At 35.8% G+C, this 15,572-nt stretch carries 14 protein-coding genes and 1 pseudogene; 14 read left to right on the top strand and 1 reads right to left on the bottom strand.

The annotated features are described in order from the left end of the window. Nucleotides 1–29 precede the first annotated feature (29 nt). The 4 genes from MED134_RS01525 to MED134_RS01510 all read left to right on the top strand — a co-directional run bounded on the left by MED134_RS01525 (nt 30) and on the right by MED134_RS01510 (nt 4,523). Nucleotides 30–785: an acyl-CoA desaturase gene (locus MED134_RS01525; protein WP_038596825.1), complete on the top strand. Its 756-nt coding sequence runs from the start codon at nt 30–32 to the stop codon at nt 783–785. 572 nt (nt 786–1,357) lie between these two features. Beyond that, on the top strand, nt 1,358–2,041 hold the full coding sequence (locus tag MED134_RS01520) for a hypothetical protein (protein ID WP_021779145.1): 684 nt from the start codon (nt 1,358–1,360) through the stop codon (nt 2,039–2,041). A 566-nt stretch (nt 2,042–2,607) separates the two neighbouring features. After that, on the top strand, nt 2,608–3,255 hold the full coding sequence (locus MED134_RS01515; RefSeq protein WP_021779146.1) for a hypothetical protein: 648 nt from the start codon (nt 2,608–2,610) through the stop codon (nt 3,253–3,255). 752 nt (nt 3,256–4,007) lie between these two features. Next, the gene (locus MED134_RS01510) at nt 4,008–4,523 is read left to right on the top strand and encodes a hypothetical protein (RefSeq protein WP_021779148.1); all 516 of its coding nucleotides are present in this window, start codon (nt 4,008–4,010) and stop codon (nt 4,521–4,523) included. 43 nt (nt 4,524–4,566) lie between these two features. Here MED134_RS01510 and MED134_RS15460 read toward each other — a convergent pair. Beyond that, nucleotides 4,567–4,669 (bottom strand): annotated as a pseudogene (locus tag MED134_RS15460) (IS110 family transposase); the annotation flags it as partial. 219 nt (nt 4,670–4,888) lie between these two features. Here MED134_RS15460 and MED134_RS01505 point away from each other — a divergent pair. The 10 genes from MED134_RS01505 to MED134_RS01460 all read left to right on the top strand — a co-directional run bounded on the left by MED134_RS01505 (nt 4,889) and on the right by MED134_RS01460 (nt 15,559). After that, entirely contained in the window at nt 4,889–5,359 is a 471-nt protein-coding gene (locus tag MED134_RS01505) for a hypothetical protein (protein ID WP_021779149.1), read from the top strand. 597 nt (nt 5,360–5,956) lie between these two features. Beyond that, a complete protein-coding gene (locus MED134_RS01500) occupies nt 5,957–6,832 on the top strand; it encodes a helix-turn-helix domain-containing protein (protein WP_237747137.1) in 876 nt (291 codons plus the stop codon). 62 nt (nt 6,833–6,894) lie between these two features. Then, on the top strand, nt 6,895–7,974 hold the full coding sequence (locus tag MED134_RS01495; protein ID WP_038596820.1) for a family 16 glycoside hydrolase: 1,080 nt from the start codon (nt 6,895–6,897) through the stop codon (nt 7,972–7,974). Between the two features lie 719 nt (nt 7,975–8,693). Continuing rightward, complete coding sequence (locus MED134_RS01490) at nt 8,694–9,287, top strand: hypothetical protein (RefSeq protein ID WP_021779152.1); 594 nt, start codon at nt 8,694–8,696, stop codon at nt 9,285–9,287. Between the two features lie 122 nt (nt 9,288–9,409). Next, nucleotides 9,410–9,781: a DUF2200 domain-containing protein gene (locus MED134_RS01485; RefSeq protein ID WP_021779153.1), complete on the top strand. Its 372-nt coding sequence runs from the start codon at nt 9,410–9,412 to the stop codon at nt 9,779–9,781. Nucleotides 9,782–10,314: 533 nt separating this feature from the next. Beyond that, nucleotides 10,315–11,778 carry an arginine decarboxylase gene (locus MED134_RS01480; RefSeq protein WP_021779154.1) on the top strand — a complete coding sequence of 488 codons (1,464 nt, stop codon included), beginning with the start codon at nt 10,315–10,317 and terminating at the stop codon, nt 11,776–11,778. A 29-nt stretch (nt 11,779–11,807) separates the two neighbouring features. After that, complete coding sequence (gene speB, locus MED134_RS01475) at nt 11,808–12,746, top strand: agmatinase (RefSeq protein WP_021779155.1); 939 nt, start codon at nt 11,808–11,810, stop codon at nt 12,744–12,746. After that, nucleotides 12,736–13,710 carry a deoxyhypusine synthase family protein gene (locus MED134_RS01470; protein ID WP_021779156.1) on the top strand — a complete coding sequence of 325 codons (975 nt, stop codon included), beginning with the start codon at nt 12,736–12,738 and terminating at the stop codon, nt 13,708–13,710. Before speB ends, MED134_RS01470 begins: the two co-directional genes overlap by 11 nt. Before the next feature lie 2 nt (nt 13,711–13,712). Then, the gene (locus tag MED134_RS01465) at nt 13,713–14,033 is read left to right on the top strand and encodes a hypothetical protein (protein ID WP_021779157.1); all 321 of its coding nucleotides are present in this window, start codon (nt 13,713–13,715) and stop codon (nt 14,031–14,033) included. After that, nucleotides 14,033–15,559: a carbon-nitrogen hydrolase family protein gene (locus tag MED134_RS01460; RefSeq protein ID WP_021779158.1), complete on the top strand. Its 1,527-nt coding sequence runs from the start codon at nt 14,033–14,035 to the stop codon at nt 15,557–15,559. The genes MED134_RS01465 and MED134_RS01460 overlap by 1 nt, the downstream gene beginning before the upstream one ends. Nucleotides 15,560–15,572: the final 13 nt, after the last annotated feature.

Below are 15,572 nucleotides of genomic sequence, written 5' to 3'. Positions count from 1 at the left end.
TCACCAGAGTACCTTTGCATAAAAAAGAAATGCTCATTCTCCTCTTTGTAATCGTAATGTGGTACAGTGGCCTGTTTTTTCAGTCATTTTTTCTACATAGATATGCGGCACACCAGACATTTACAATGTCTAAAACAGCCGAAAAAATAACCTTTGTACTAACCTGGATTTTTCAAGGCCCCAGCTACCTGAGTGCCTATGGCTATGGTATTATGCATAGAATGCACCACGCCTATACAGATACAGATAAGGACCCACACTCCCCTAGCTATGATGAAAATCCATTTGCTATGATGTGGAAAACAAAAAATATCTACCAAGACATTAATAACGACCGAGTTGAAGTAGATGCAAAGTTTAAAAAGAACGTCCCACAATGGAAACGTTTTGATGCCTTTGCCAGTTCTCGTTTCTCTAGAGTGCTTTGGGGTGCGTTGTACATTACTTTCTTTGCTGTATTTGCAACCGCCTGGTGGCAATGGCTATTTTTACCAGTAGTACTAGCTATGGCTCCTATACACGGTGTCATCATTAACTGGTTTGGACATATTTTAGGCTACCGAAACTTTAAAACTAAGGATACTTCTAAGAACCTCTTCCGCTTTGACTTCTTGATGATGGGAGAAGGATATCATAACAATCATCACAAGTTTGGGTCTAGACCTAACTTTGGAGGGGTGCGTTGGTATGAGATAGATGTAACATATCTTATAATGCGTTTTTTACATCGCATTAACCTTATCCAGATGAAACCCATTAAAATAGATGTGCAAAGACATCGCTAATTTTTTAAAAAGCTCAGATTGATATTTCTTTCTGAGCTTTTCTAATTTTGGAGAGATATATCTTTTACAAAACGGGAGGTTTGGGTCTGTTTTGTCATCATTTGTTATTTTGTTACGAGACGGTTTAAATGCACAAAAGTATAGCAAGCTGACGATGATTTTATCTTCACTTTGAAGTGTAACTTATTTAATTCCGCTTTCGCGAAAGGGTATTGCTCCTTGCTACACGCATAAATGGCAGAGATGTATTGTAAAGCAAATCTGCTAGGGTTTTAAAGCTCACACCCTACTTAATCAGCCGCCACAGGCCACTACTCAAAAATGCCTAGGGCATACATGTCAATTATAGAAAGCTCACACGTAGTTGCAACCAGCCACAACTATTACATAACGCGAATACGACATTTTTGAAAGCTCTATGCGCGACGACAGATTCACAAATAAGTGTATATTTAAAAAATTAATTAAAAAACAAAAAACAGGCACTCCAGCAAGGCTTGTACTGAGCTTGTCGAAGTATGCCGCACTCGCTTTATGTAGTGGCCTGTTAGCGGCAACTCAAAAGAACGACATTGAAACTATTCAACTTCACACAGAAAAAACAGTCGACTGACAAAACACCAAATCAGATAATTAAAAATTTGATTGACTATTTGCCTGCGGTCTACAATAACCATAGACAATTAAAAAACTCAAATGACTTTTTACAGCAAAACGAATTGGGACTTGCTTTGGACAGTTTAATCGAACTGACTGAAGAAACAGGACATTACTTCTCAGACAAATATTGGCTTGACCTTACAGACGCGGCAGACAAAATGGAAATGAATAAAGAAAGAGATTTTTGTCGTCAACAGATTAGAAAAACTGAGAAGGACTTAAAATTCAAAGTATCCTTCGGCTCGACAGTTGAGAAGATTGATGATACACATTTTCAGCATTACACTTCAGAAAAAATCAAGGACAAGTGGGCAAATGAAAGACGAGAAAAGGACAATGTTGACCAAATAATGAACAATGACGGACTTCATTTCAAGTCATACGGACGCAATGGATTTTTCTATTTTGTAGACAAAGGGAGACTTGCAGAAATTGAATATGAATTGGAAGTAAACGGACTAATCATTTGGTTCAATTCGACGGACAATTGGGGAGTTCCAGACAAATTGCCTTTAACGACAAATGAGAAAATGACCATAAAGACTGAAATTGAAAAATGGGCAGAAAGAACTAAAAATGCGATTGATTTCGACTAAAAAATAAAAGAGTATGCCGCTAACAACACATATAGCTTATGGCGGGTGAAGGGCTGACAGCAAGGTTTTCGCTTTGTAGCCAGCTTCGGTTTCGTGGGATAGGAAAGTGCTTCGAAACCACCACAAGCCATATGCGCCACGTGGCGGCTGATTGCCTAAGGGCTCGCAGTTCACCACAAAATAAGCCACATAAAAGGCAGTTGCGCACTTGGTAATTACCGCAATCGTATGGCTACGCTTCAAAATCGGTTTAAGAGCGATTGTAAGTGCAAAAATCAAGGATCTGCCACAGATGGGGCATAGAGCAAATCTGCTAGGATTTTAAAGCTCCCACCCTACTCAATCAGCCGCCACCTTGTTCCTTCCTCTCAGTCGTTCCTTCCTCGTCGGACACAGGTTTGAAAGCTCTATACGCGGCGCACAAATCCAAAATTCATTGTATATTTATTGTAAAAAAATCAAGACCACAAAGTAAAGCAAACCAGCAAAGCTTGTACTGAGCTTGTCGAAGTATGCCGCACTCGCTTTATGTAGTGGCCTGTTGTAAAACATTTAAAATCCGCAATATGAACAGAAAAATTAGTGTTTTTTTACTTTTCTCAATTTTCTTTTTTTGTGGGTTATTTCTATTTCAATCTTTTAAAAAAGAAAAAATAGATAACGAGAAAACAAAATATCAGATAAAAAGAACTGAACCAATTAAGTTACCTAATTCAGAAAACTATATAGTTGCAGAATTCAAAAAAGAAATTGATGACGTTTTTGCTAATTCAACAGAGGATGAAGTGCTTTTACCATATACCATTCCCACAACTTCAATAAATGTAATTTTTTTTGACAAAAACCATAATGTAATAAGGAGATTATTAAGTAAGAACTGTTCTATTACAAGTATGTGTGTTTCAAATTACAACTTGGACAAACTAAATAATAAAGAGCCTAAATTATCATTTTTTATCGCCGAAAAAGATTCTAACAATGATGGGGAAATAAACCATAAAGATGAACACTATATTTATGTAGCAAATTTAAACGGTGAAAATCTTACTCAAATTACTGACCGAAAAGTAAAGAAATATCAGTGGGTAAATAATAACGAAGAACTTTTATTAACTTTCGATAATGAAAACACAAATGAACCTTCCGAATATGGGGTTTACAACCTTGAAACTCATAGAATAACTGAAAAGGAAAATGAAATAATTACTGAATAAAAAACGTTTTACAACACCGTGTATAAAACATAGCTAAATTAGGCTTTCCGAGAGGTTTTTGCTTATTTGGTAAGTCCGCCAAATTTTTAATTTGGCTTTTACTTTTGACAAGTTAAAAACAAAATTAAAAATTTAGCTCTGTTTTATCCTTAAAAATCTTACCTTTTTACACGCTACGTTGCATACACATAACCGTGGCGGCTGATTGCCCAAGGGCTCGCAGTTCACGACAAAATAAGCCACACAAAAGGCAGTTGCATACTTGGTTATTACCGCAATCGTATGGCTACGCTTCAAAATCTGTATTAGAGCGATTGTAAGAGCAATAATCAAGGATCTGGTACAGATGGATTATAGAGTAAATCTGCTAGTATTTTAAAGCTCCCACCCTGCTCAATCAGCCGCCACCTTGTGCCTTCCTCTCGGTCGTTCCTTCCTCGTCGGAGGCAGGACTCAAAAATGCCTAGGGCATAAATCTTAAGTATAGAAAGCTCACACGTAGTTGCAAGAGTGCATTCCTCTCGGTCGTCCCTCTCTCGTCGGATGCAAGAACTATTACATAACGCGAATTTATGCCTTCCTCTCGCTACGCTCGTCGGAGGCAGGTTTGAAAGCTCTATGCGCGGCGACAGATTCACAAATAAGTGTATATTTAGTCCAAACAAATCAAGACCACAAAGTAGAGCAAACCAGCAATCCCGATAGCTATCGGGAGCCGCACTCGCTTTATGTAGTGGCCTGTTGTGCAACATTTGAAAACAGGACAAAATAATAATCAAATGGAAAAAAATTCAATTTTAAAAAAAACATCTAAAACAGTTACTGACAGTTCTGAACAGATAATAACGCAACTCAAAAACGGACTTTCTAAAATTGGAGATATTGGAACAAATGCTAAAAACAAGTTTGTTGATTATGTAAAAGATGTATTTGATGTTTTGCCTTTAATTGAAAACGCTGGATTTAAAACAAATCGACTGATTGTTGGAATTTCTGTTCCACCATCTATAGAAATTCACTTCAGTAGATTTAAGGAACTTAGTGAAGAAGAAACTGAAAAGTTACTTGAATTATATTCTGACCGAAAAATGTTTAAATTGATATTCAAAGCTCTGAAAATGTCCAATGAATTTCAGGGAAAATTATCTTCGGACACATTAGTTTTTAGCGAAACTTGTATTGAGATTTCAATTCCCCCTAAAGTCAGCATAAAATACCTGAATAAGGACATTTCAAATCTGACTAAAATAGAAACTGAATTTGATTAAAAAACGTTGCACAACAAAGAACTGAGTTAAAAAACAAGCCTTTTTAAGCTAATTTTGATCTATAATTTTCATCGTAGGGTTTTTCCTGATTTTATGATGGCAAAGGCTTGTTTTAAGAGCTTATTAGCTACTGCGATGAGGGCTAATTACTCCTACCTAATTAGTGTTATTCTTTCGCTAAAGCGTACTTCTTACAGTCAATTTTCAAACCGCTATGCGCGGCGTACAAATCCAAAATTCATTGTATATTTAGTCCAAACAAATCAAGACCACAAAGTAAAGCAAACCAGCAATCCCAATAGCTATCGGGAGCCGCACTCGCTTTTTGTAGTGGCCTGTTGTAACCAATTTGACAGAACAATCAGATGAACATAAAAAAGTACATAAGAAAAGAATATAAAGGTTGGATAATTGCAATCTTTCTGTTTTTGATTTTACTCGCTTTTGGAAAATCATTTGAATACGTAAAATCAATTGCGGAACTGAATCCGATTTTAAAAATTGGACAAATAATCTTGATTTTGGCATTCGGATTTTCATTTGTTTTTTATGCAATTTATGTAAGCGGACTTGAACATAATGCGGAACTTGAATTTAGAGAATATGAACCAGAAGACGTGGAAAGATTAAAGCGGAATTTAAGAAAGATGCTGAACATCTTTTTAGTAAGTTCTGTATTATGGATAATCGGAAACTTAATTATCGGAATTGAATATGGAAATGCGGAAAATTTAAAATATTTTATTGCAATAATTTTATTTCCAATAATTATAAACGGAATTATGATTTATATAAAAAACAGAATAAAAACTGCTTACTACCACGTGTGTAATTAATTGCTTGGTTCTAGCCTACTTACGAATAATTCCTGCGGAATATTCTATTCGGTTTTTATTTGCAAAGTTAAGTGCCAACCCACGCCACTAATCATACACAAGACCGTGGCGGCTGATTGCCCAAGGGCTCGCAGTTCACGATAAAATAAGCTACACAAAAGGCAGTTGCATACTTGGTTATTACCGCAATCGTATGGCTACGCTTCAAAATCGGTTTAAGAGCGATTGTAAGAGCAATAATCAAGGATTTGGTACAGATAGATCATAGAGCAAATCTGCTAGGATTTTAAAGCTCCCACCCTGCTCAATCAGCCGCCACCTTGTGCCTTCCTCTCGGTCGTTCCTTCCTCGTCGGAGGCAAGAACTATTACATAACGCGAATTTATGCCTTCCTCTCGCTACGCTCGTCGGAGGCAGGTTTGAAAGCTCTATGCGCGGCGCACAAATCCAAAATTCATTGTATATTTAAATCAAATTAATCAAGACCACAAAGTAAAGAAAACCAGCAATCCCGATAGCTATTGGGAGCCGCACTCGCTTTATGTAGTGGCCTGTTGTAAAGCATATAATATAACTCAAACTAAACAAAAATATAAATTGCGCACATTCCTTTTTGAAAAAGAAAAATATGGATTTGAGTTTCTAATGGATTTACATAAATTCGAAACAAATCCTAATGTTTTTTTTGAAGCTTCTCCTCATACAACCAACTTTTTTGAAATTTTTATTTTCGAAAAAGCAAAAGGACATATTGAATTAAATGGGCACACATTAAACATTGCAGAAAACACCTTCTTTTTTATTTCCCCATACCAAAAAAAGAGCTGTAAAATAGACCTTTCCGAAATTAAAGGGTTTCATCTTGTTTTTCAAAATGACTTCTTATCCCATTTTTTTGATGATAAACTATTTGTTTACAGACTTCAATATTTTTATAATTCAAAACATCCTCAATATTTACAGCTACCAAAAGAAGAATATGATAAAATTCAATTTGCACTAAATGAAATTATATTTGAAATAAGTAATTTCCAAAATGATAGCCTTCATATTATAAGATCACTTTTATACTTCTCTTTATCAAAATTAAATAGGTTATTTTCAAGACACTACAAACTTTCACCTGAAACACAAGCAGATTCAGTCATTTATAACTTTAAGGAAAAATTAGAGTTAAATATCCGAAAATTTCATTCTGTAGAGGAGTATTGTAAAACTCTCAGTATCTCGAGACATCAATTAAACAAAGTTATAAAAGAGTATTTTGGCTGCACTTCTAAAGAGATTATTCATTTTAGATTACTACAAGAAATTAAAATGGAGTTACGCTATTCTAATAAAACTGTTTCTGAAATTGCAGATGCTCTAAATTTTAGTGAAGCCAATAATCTCACACGTTTTTTCAATAGACTTGAAGACACCACTCCAAGTATGTACCGTAAAAATTACCAAAATGATAGTCATTTATTATAAAATGATATATTTTCAGCAAGAATAAAACCCAACCTTTGCAAGTATTAAAAATCAATAATACTATGAAAAATTTATTCTATTTAAACTTGTCTATCATTCTACTAAACTTGCAATTATCCTATTCCCAAAATAAGGAGACAGTTGTTTCTATGAGTAATTCAAATTGGGAGATTGCCAAAGGAACATCTACTTTTGAAATATTTGATTCTAGAGAAACACTTCTTTTAAATGGTAAAGCCATTCTTAAAAACAAACAATTCTCTAATGGAACTATAGAAGTTGATGTATATGCCAATAAAGAAAGAAGTTTTGCAGGTATTATTTTCAGAAAGCAACAAAAAACAATGGAAGAAGTTTATATGAGACTTCATAAATCCAATCAAGCCGATGCCATACAATACTCACCAACTTATAACGAAGAATTAACCTGGCAATTATATAAAGAATACCAAGCCAATGTTACCTTTAAAAATAAAGGTTGGAACACGTTACGTATTGAAGTAAACCAAGATAATGCCGATGTTTTTGTTAACGATGAAAAAGTTCTTACTGTAGGTAACTTAAAAACAACACATGATAAAGGAGAAATAGGTCTGTTTGCATTATTTAGCAATAGATTTTCAAATTTTAAATTCACCAATAAAGATGTTGTTAGCCAGACAAAAAAAGAAGAGAAACACGACATAGAATCTAGTATTATATCGCAATGGAATATTACAAAAGCATTTCCTTTTACTGAAAAGAAATTACGCTTTAACAACTTTTCAAAAGAGGAATACACAACTGTAACCACCGAAAAATCTGGTTTACTTCCGTTCTCAAAATACATTGAAAAGCCATCTTCTGGTAATTTCGAAAAAAACAAAGAAGTCTATTCTGTGGCTTCAACTATTATTGAATCGAATAACAATCAAGTAAAGTTATTTTCATTTGATTATAGCGATAAAATAATTGTGTATCTAAATGGGAAAGCGATTTTTAAAGGCAATAACGCATTTAGGTCTAAAGGCATACAATACCAAGGCCATATAGATAATAATGCAAACAAATTATATTTAAACCTAAAAAAAGGCAAAAACATACTTCATTGCGTTGTTATCGATAAAGCAAACGGTTGGGGATTAATTGCCAAACTGGAATAATACGCTTTACAACAACGTGTATAAAACATAGCTAATAAAGGCTTTCCGAGAGGTTTATGTTTTATTTGCTGAGATTAACAAGTTTTTAATTTGGCTTTAAAACTAAAAACTTAAAACAAAATATAAAAAATTGGCTCAGTGCTAAACCCAAAATGTAGTATCTCTTTACACGCAACTAACCATACACAAAACCGTGGCGGCTGATTGCCCAAGGGCTCGCAGTTCACGATAAAATAAGCTACACAAAAAGTAGTTGCACACTTGGTAATTACCGCAATCGTATGGCTACGCTTCAAAATCGGTTTAAGAGCGATTGTAAGAGTAAAAATCAAGGATCTGGCACAGATGGATCATAGAGCAAATCTCCTAAGATTTTAAAGCCCCCACCCTACTCAATCAGCCGCCACCTTGTGCCTTCCTCTCGGTCGTTCCTTCCTCTCGGTCGTTCCTTCCTCGTCGGAGGCAAGAACTATTTTATAACGCGAATTTATGCCTTATTATAAATCTCATCCAGCATCATTCTCTCAGTCGCTAACTCATTCGTCGATGATGAGAGAGGCAGGTTTGAAAGCTCTATGCGCGGCGCACAAATCCAAAATTCATTGTATATTTAGTCCAAACAAATCAAGAACACAAAGTAAAGCTAACCAGCAAAGCTTGTGCTGAGCTTGTCGAAGTATACCGCACTCGCTTTATGTAGTGGCCTGTTACCTGTAATTATGAAAAAAAACATTCTGCTGATATTAATCACTTTTCTGACTTGTACAATTTTGTCTTGTAAAGAAGAACTTGAATCGATTTTGGAAACTGATTATAAAGTTATCGAAGTGGATTATGGGTTTGGTAATTATATAAATAACACAAGAGACAAATCGGAGCAATTAATTATCAAGGAAAGAAATCTGGTTATAATTGACGTTGATAATAAAGGTAATATCAAAGTTGAGAATAATTTGGTAAACGATAGTTTATTAGTAAACGAAATCAAAAAATATATTATTCCCAATCCAGAAAATGAGGAAATGCCAAATACAATCGAAAAGGAATTTCAATATTCTGGAAAAGTTGATGTAAATAAAAATATCATAATTTTAGCAAGTTTTGATGGAGAGCTGAATTACAAAACATATAATGGAATACGCAATAAAGTTTATTTAGCATATAACGAAGTGCGAGATGAATTCTCAAAAGTGAAATTTGGAAAATCGGCAGAAGAATTAATCAGTTCTAAAGATGAAATTGACAATGCGAAATGGAATGAATTGAGACAAGTATTCCCAATTAGATATACCGAAACAACAATGGAGAAATAACTACAGGTAACAAAGAACTGAGTTAAAAACAACTCTACCTCAATTACACTCAGCATATCATCACATCTTCATCGCTATCTATAAATAATTGTATATTTAAGTTCATTAATATACACAACACTATGAAAGTTACTGCTGCCAAAGAAGATAAGGTTGCACAAATGATATTTGCATCCATATACCCACACTACTGGAATAGACTAGAAAAAAATGGACGTACCAGGGAGGAGTTTCATCAAGTTATAGAATGGTTTACTGGTTATAATGAGGCACAGCTACAGGCACTTATAGACCAGAAGGTGACATTTCAAACCTTTTTTAAAGAAGCAACCATTCACCCTAACGCACATCTCATAAAAGGTGTTGTATGCGGTTACCGCATTGAGGAGATAGATGATGAGTTTGAACTTTACAGGCAGTGCCGGCAGATGGAAAAGCTTATAGACGAGCTGGCTAAAGGTCGCAAGATGGAGAAGATATTAAGAACGTCTTAATAAGTACCTTGCATCCCTAAACACATTTTTACTACTTATTATATACGCCAGCGGTATATGGTATTAAGTACGCTTTCGCGAAAGCGTAATCACACTACATTAAGATCTTTTAAGTCTAGAATATAGCATACTTGAGTAATAATTACCACCTTAAACACCAAATCAAACTACTGCTATTCAGTTAGTTAAAAATAATTTTAAAATTTTTACAAAAAAGTTTTTTGATTTGTTTTTTTCACTATGTTTACCGCATAATTCGAGCATAGTTAAATCGAATTGTCATAACGATGAAATCTTTTTTCATATTCGGGCTTAGAAGGATAAGGAAGTCTACTTCGAAAGCTGCTCTAGGGATAGAGACCCGAATTTTTAGGCTGACTTCTGAAATCATTACTACCCTTACTTCATTAAAGCTTCTAAGCTTTGATCCTTATACGGTATTCATTTTCCGCATCTGAATGTACTAGAAGATCACTCCACTGCCCTATTATCACTGGGCCCACATCTCTATTTACATATTTTACAACTTTATAATGAAGACAAAATACTTTGATCTTATTGATCAAACTTTTGATTTTCCGCAGGAAGAGTTCACCCTAAAAACAAATGAGCTCCAGTTCCACGGGATTGATTTAATGGCACTTATAAAAGAACACGGTGCACCACTTAAGTTTACATACCTACCTAAAATCTCTGATAATATAAACAGAGCAAAAACCTGGTTTGCAGCTGCTATAAAAGAGCACAACTACGCTGGCAGTTATAACTACTGCTATTGTACTAAGAGTTCGCATTTTAAGCACGTGCTAGATGAGGCTTTAAAAAATGATATTCATATCGAGACTTCCTCTGCTTTTGATATAGATATTGTAGAAAATCTTAAAGCACAGGGCAAGATCAATGACGACACCTTTGTGATATGCAACGGGTTTAAACGTGACCAGTACGTTCAAAACATTGCGCGTCTCATAAACAATGGTCATAAAAACTGTATCACGGTTATAGATAATTATGAAGAGATCACCCTGCTGAGTGATGCTATAGATGGTAATTATAACATAGGTATACGTATCGCCTCAGAAGAGGAGCCTAAGTTTGAGTTTTACACCTCTCGTTTAGGTCTGGGTTATAAAAACATTGTGCCCTTTTTTAATAAAGAGATAAAGGATAACCCTAAGGTGACCCTTAAGATGCTGCACTTTTTTATAAATACAGGCATACGTGACACCGCATACTACTGGAACGAACTTCTTAAATGTATGAAGGTGTATATCGCTCTTAAAAAGGTATGCCCATCACTTGATAGCCTTAACATAGGTGGTGGTTTTCCTATAAAAAACTCACTCGCCTTTGACTATGATTATGCATATATGGTAAGTGAGATTATAGGCCAGATTAAGCAAACTTGTGACGAGGCTGGCGTGGCGGTGCCTCACATTTTTACAGAGTTCGGCAGTTTTACCGTAGGTGAAAGTGGCGGTGCGATTTACCAAGTGCTATATCAAAAACAACAGAATGATCGCGAAAAGTGGAATATAATAAACTCATCATTTATCACCACCATACCAGATACCTGGGCGATTAATAAACGTTTTGTAATGCTTGCTATAAACGGCTGGCAAAAGGAGTACGAGCGCGTTTTACTAGGTGGTCTTACCTGTGATAGTGATGATTATTATAACAGTGAGCAGCATATGAACGGGATTTATCTACCTAAGTACAATAAGGATAAACCGCTGTATATAGGCTTTTTTAATACGGGTGCTTATCAAGAAAGTATAGGCGGTTTTGGCGGGTTACAACACTGCCTCATCCCTACCCCAAAACACGTTTTGATAGATCGTGATGAAGATGGCAAACTGGTAACTAGCGTTTTTGCAGAGCAACAAACCTCTGAGCAACTACTATCCATTTTGGGATATGATTATGGGGTTAATGACGCTTTCGCGAAAGCGGAATCAAAAACAGCCTCACAAACCAAAGAAACAGTAAACTAACACAAGTAACAAAACTTAAACAAATTACAATGAAATCTCAAAAAACGTATGCCGGTATAGATGAAAAATATGCCAGCTCCGAATCTTCAAAAATCGTATTAATCCCTGTCCCTTATGACGGTACTAGTACCTGGGGAAAAGGTGCAGATAAGGGTCCTGAAGCCTTTTTACACGCATCTGAAAATATGGAACTGTACGATATAGAGACAGATACAGAGGTTTATAAACAAGGTGTATTTCTTGCAGAGGCTCTTACGGGGCATAACACTCCAGAAGAAATGGTAGCTGAAGTACACAAAGAGGTGAAAGCTGCTATTTTACGCAATAAGTTTGTCACAATGATGGGTGGAGAGCACTCTGTATCTATAGGTTCTATACGCGCTTTTAATGAGTGTTATAATGACTTAACTGTACTACAACTAGATGCGCACACAGACCTACGTAAGGAATATGAAGGGTCTGTATATAATCACGCTTGCGCGATGTATGAAGCAAATGAGACTACAAACCTTGTGCAAGTAGGTATACGCAGTATGGATGCCTCAGAAAAAACAGTTCTCAATGAAGAAAACGTGTTTTATGCACACGATATGAGTACAGATGACTACTGGATGGATAATGCCATAGAGCTTATGACAGATAATGTATACATCACGCTAGATCTTGATGCCTTAGACCCTTCTATTATGCCATCTACCGGCACTCCAGAACCAGGTGGACTTTTATGGTATGAAACACTTGAGTTTTTACGAAAGGTTTTTGAAGAAAAAAATGTGGTAGGTTTTGACATTGTAGAGTTATGTCCTAACCCTTCAGAAAAATCTTCAGACTTTCTAGCGGCTAAGCTTTACTATAAAATGCTGAGCTACAAATTTATGGAGCACGATGCAGATGAGGATAATGATAATCTCTATGCAAAAAATCAAAACACAATTACAAAGTTAAAATACGATCAAGATGAAGACTAAAGGAGCAATCTCTCAATTTATAGAGAAGTACTATCTACACTTTAACGCAGCCTCTGTAGTAGATGCAGCAAAGGCCTACGAAGAGCAACTTAATAAGGGCTCAAAAATGCTTGTATCTCTTGCAGGTGCTATGAGTACGGCAGAGCTAGGTAAAATATTTGCAGAGATGATACGTAAAGATAAAGTGCAAATCATCTCTTGTACTGGTGCAAACCTTGAGGAGGATGTAATGAATCTTGTAGCGCACAGCCACTACGAGCGCGTGCCTAACTATCGTGATCTAACTCCACAAGACGAGTGGGATTTATTAGAACGTGGTTTAAACAGAGTTACAGATACGTGTATTCCAGAAGAGGAAGCCTTTAGGAGAATACAAGAACATATTGTAAAAATATGGAAAGATGCAGAGGCTGCCGGTGAGCGCTACTTCCCACACGAATTTATGTATAAATTATTAATCTCTGGCGTGCTTGAAGAATACTATGAGATAGACATAAAAGACTCGTGGATGTATGCTGCCGCACAGGCAAACCTACCTATCATAGTGCCAGGTTGGGAAGATAGTACAATGGGTAACATTTTTGCTAGCTACGTGATGAAGGGTGAACTTAAAGCAAGTACCGTAAAATCTGGTATTGAGTATATGACCTATCTAGCAGACTGGTATACGGCAAACTCAGATAACGGTATAGGTTTCTTTCAGATAGGTGGTGGTATCGCTGGCGATTTTCCTATTTGTGTTGTGCCTATGCTTTATCAAGATATGGAGCGCACAGATACACCATTCTGGAGTTATTTCTGCCAGATAAGTGACTCCACAACTAGCTATGGCTCTTACAGTGGCGCTGTGCCTAATGAAAAGATAACCTGGGGTAAACTAGATATGAATACGCCTAAGTTTATTATAGAAAGTGATGCAACCATCGTAGCACCACTCATATTTGCTTACCTTCTAGATATGTAATTATGAAAAGCTCAAATAATCCAAACCTCAATAGAGTAATCGTAGACTTTAAGAAATTAACTCCTGAGATACTTGCCTTAGTGGTCGAGAAATATCCCTACGGTTATGATGATAGTGATATCATACGTTTTAGAAATGTAAAAGATGAACTCGTAAAGTGTATTGAAATTATTACAGAAGACACAAAGTACCTAGTAAAAATAAGTGCAAAACTAGAGCGTGTGATGGAACAATATGATGAAGATGATTATGAGTCATACCAAGATAATGACCCAACAGCTGTACAAGATCCTTTTGACACAGACGAGGATATAAAAGAATAATGAAAACTGGAGATATAGAACACATTGAGCTCAAGTATCTTGAGCTCAATGACTATCAAGAACTTAAAACGGCTATGATATCTGCATATACAAATATGCCAGATTCATACTGGGAGGAGAAACATATATCAACTTTGATTAAAAAGTTTCCAAAGGGACAAGCCGTCATAAAAATTAATGGGGAAATTGCCGGCTGTGCACTGTCTATCATTGTCAACTATGATAATTTTGAAGATGACCACACGTATAGAGATATTACTGGCAACTATACATTTTCTACCCACTCAGATGATGGTGATGTTCTTTATGGTATAGATGTATTTATCAAACCGACTTATAGAGGTCTACGCTTAGGCAGAAGGCTCTACGATTATCGCAAAGAGCTATGTGAAGAACTTAACTTAAAAGGTATCACCTTTGGCGGTAGAATGCCCAATTACAGTCTTTATGCAGAAGACCTGAAACCTAAAGAATACATTGAAAAAGTAAAGCGCAAAGAAATAAATGACCCAGTGCTAAACTTCCAAATCTCTAATGACTTTCACCCAGCAAAAGTTATGAGAGGATATCTAGAAGGAGATAAAGCATCTGGAGAGTTTGCTATCCTGATGGAATGGGATAACATTTACTATAAAAAACCATCTAGAAAAGCAGCTACAAAAAAATCAAATGTTCGTCTAGGGCTCATACAGTGGCAAATGCGACCTTATAATAGCTTAGAGGAGTTACTTAACCAAGCAGAATATTTTATAGATGCTGTTGCTGGTTACAGATCTGACTTTGTGTTATTTCCTGAGTTTTTTAATGCACCCCTTATGGCAAAAGATAATCATCTTAAAACATCAGATGCAATAAGAAAACTTGCAAGGCATACTCAAGCTATAGTTCAGCAATTTTCAGAATTTGCAATAACCTATAATATCAATATTATAGCCGGTAGTATGCCTGAGATACGAGATGAACGTTTATACAATGTAGGCTATCTATGTAGACGTGATGGCAGTACAGAGCGTTATGAAAAACTACACGTTACTCCGGACGAGGCAAAAGTATGGGGTATGCAAGGAGGTACTGAGCTTAAAACATATGATACAGATTGTGGAAAAATAGGAATATTAATTTGCTATGATTCTGAGTTTCCAGAGTTAAGTAGACTACTTGCAAATGAAGGAATGGATATACTATTTGTTCCCTTTCTTACAGATACACAAAATGGATACTCAAGAGTGCGCCACTGCTCACAAGCAAGAGCTATAGAAAATGAATGTTATGTAGCAATTGCTGGTAGTGTAGGTAACTTACCTAATGTAGAAAATATGGATATACAGTTTGCACAATCTATGGTGTTTACTCCTTGTGACTTCTCCTTCCCTACTAATGGCATAAAAGCAGAAGCAACACCAAATACAGAGATGATATTAATAGCCGATGTTGACCTAGATTTACTAAAAGAACTCAATCAATTTGGCGCAGTAAAGAATTTACGTGACAGACGCACAGATCTTTTTGAAGTGGTTAGAAGGTAGGTAGAATACGCTT

The organism is Dokdonia sp. MED134 (assembly GCF_000152925.2).
Taxonomy (GTDB): domain Bacteria; phylum Bacteroidota; class Bacteroidia; order Flavobacteriales; family Flavobacteriaceae; genus Dokdonia.
The sequence above is the reverse complement of the archived record's forward strand: the minus strand, read 5'-3'. Positions and strand labels throughout refer to the sequence as shown.

Excerpts from the sequence above, each read along its gene's own strand:
- MED134_RS01525 (WP_038596825.1), top strand. The coding sequence starts at position 30 with ATGCTCATTCTCCTCTTTGTAATCGTAATGTGGTACAGTGGCCTGTTT.
- MED134_RS01515 (WP_021779146.1), top strand. The coding sequence starts at position 2,608 with ATGAACAGAAAAATTAGTGTTTTTTTACTTTTCTCAATTTTCTTTTTT.
- MED134_RS01505 (WP_021779149.1), top strand. The coding sequence starts at position 4,889 with ATGAACATAAAAAAGTACATAAGAAAAGAATATAAAGGTTGGATAATT.
- MED134_RS01495 (WP_038596820.1), top strand. The coding sequence starts at position 6,895 with ATGAAAAATTTATTCTATTTAAACTTGTCTATCATTCTACTAAACTTG.
- MED134_RS01490 (WP_021779152.1), top strand. The coding sequence starts at position 8,694 with ATGAAAAAAAACATTCTGCTGATATTAATCACTTTTCTGACTTGTACA.
- MED134_RS01485 (WP_021779153.1), top strand. The coding sequence starts at position 9,410 with ATGAAAGTTACTGCTGCCAAAGAAGATAAGGTTGCACAAATGATATTT.
- MED134_RS01480 (WP_021779154.1), top strand. The coding sequence starts at position 10,315 with ATGAAGACAAAATACTTTGATCTTATTGATCAAACTTTTGATTTTCCG.
- speB (WP_021779155.1), top strand. The coding sequence starts at position 11,808 with ATGAAATCTCAAAAAACGTATGCCGGTATAGATGAAAAATATGCCAGC.
- MED134_RS01470 (WP_021779156.1), top strand. The coding sequence starts at position 12,736 with ATGAAGACTAAAGGAGCAATCTCTCAATTTATAGAGAAGTACTATCTA.
- MED134_RS01465 (WP_021779157.1), top strand. The coding sequence starts at position 13,713 with ATGAAAAGCTCAAATAATCCAAACCTCAATAGAGTAATCGTAGACTTT.
- MED134_RS01460 (WP_021779158.1), top strand. The coding sequence starts at position 14,033 with ATGAAAACTGGAGATATAGAACACATTGAGCTCAAGTATCTTGAGCTC.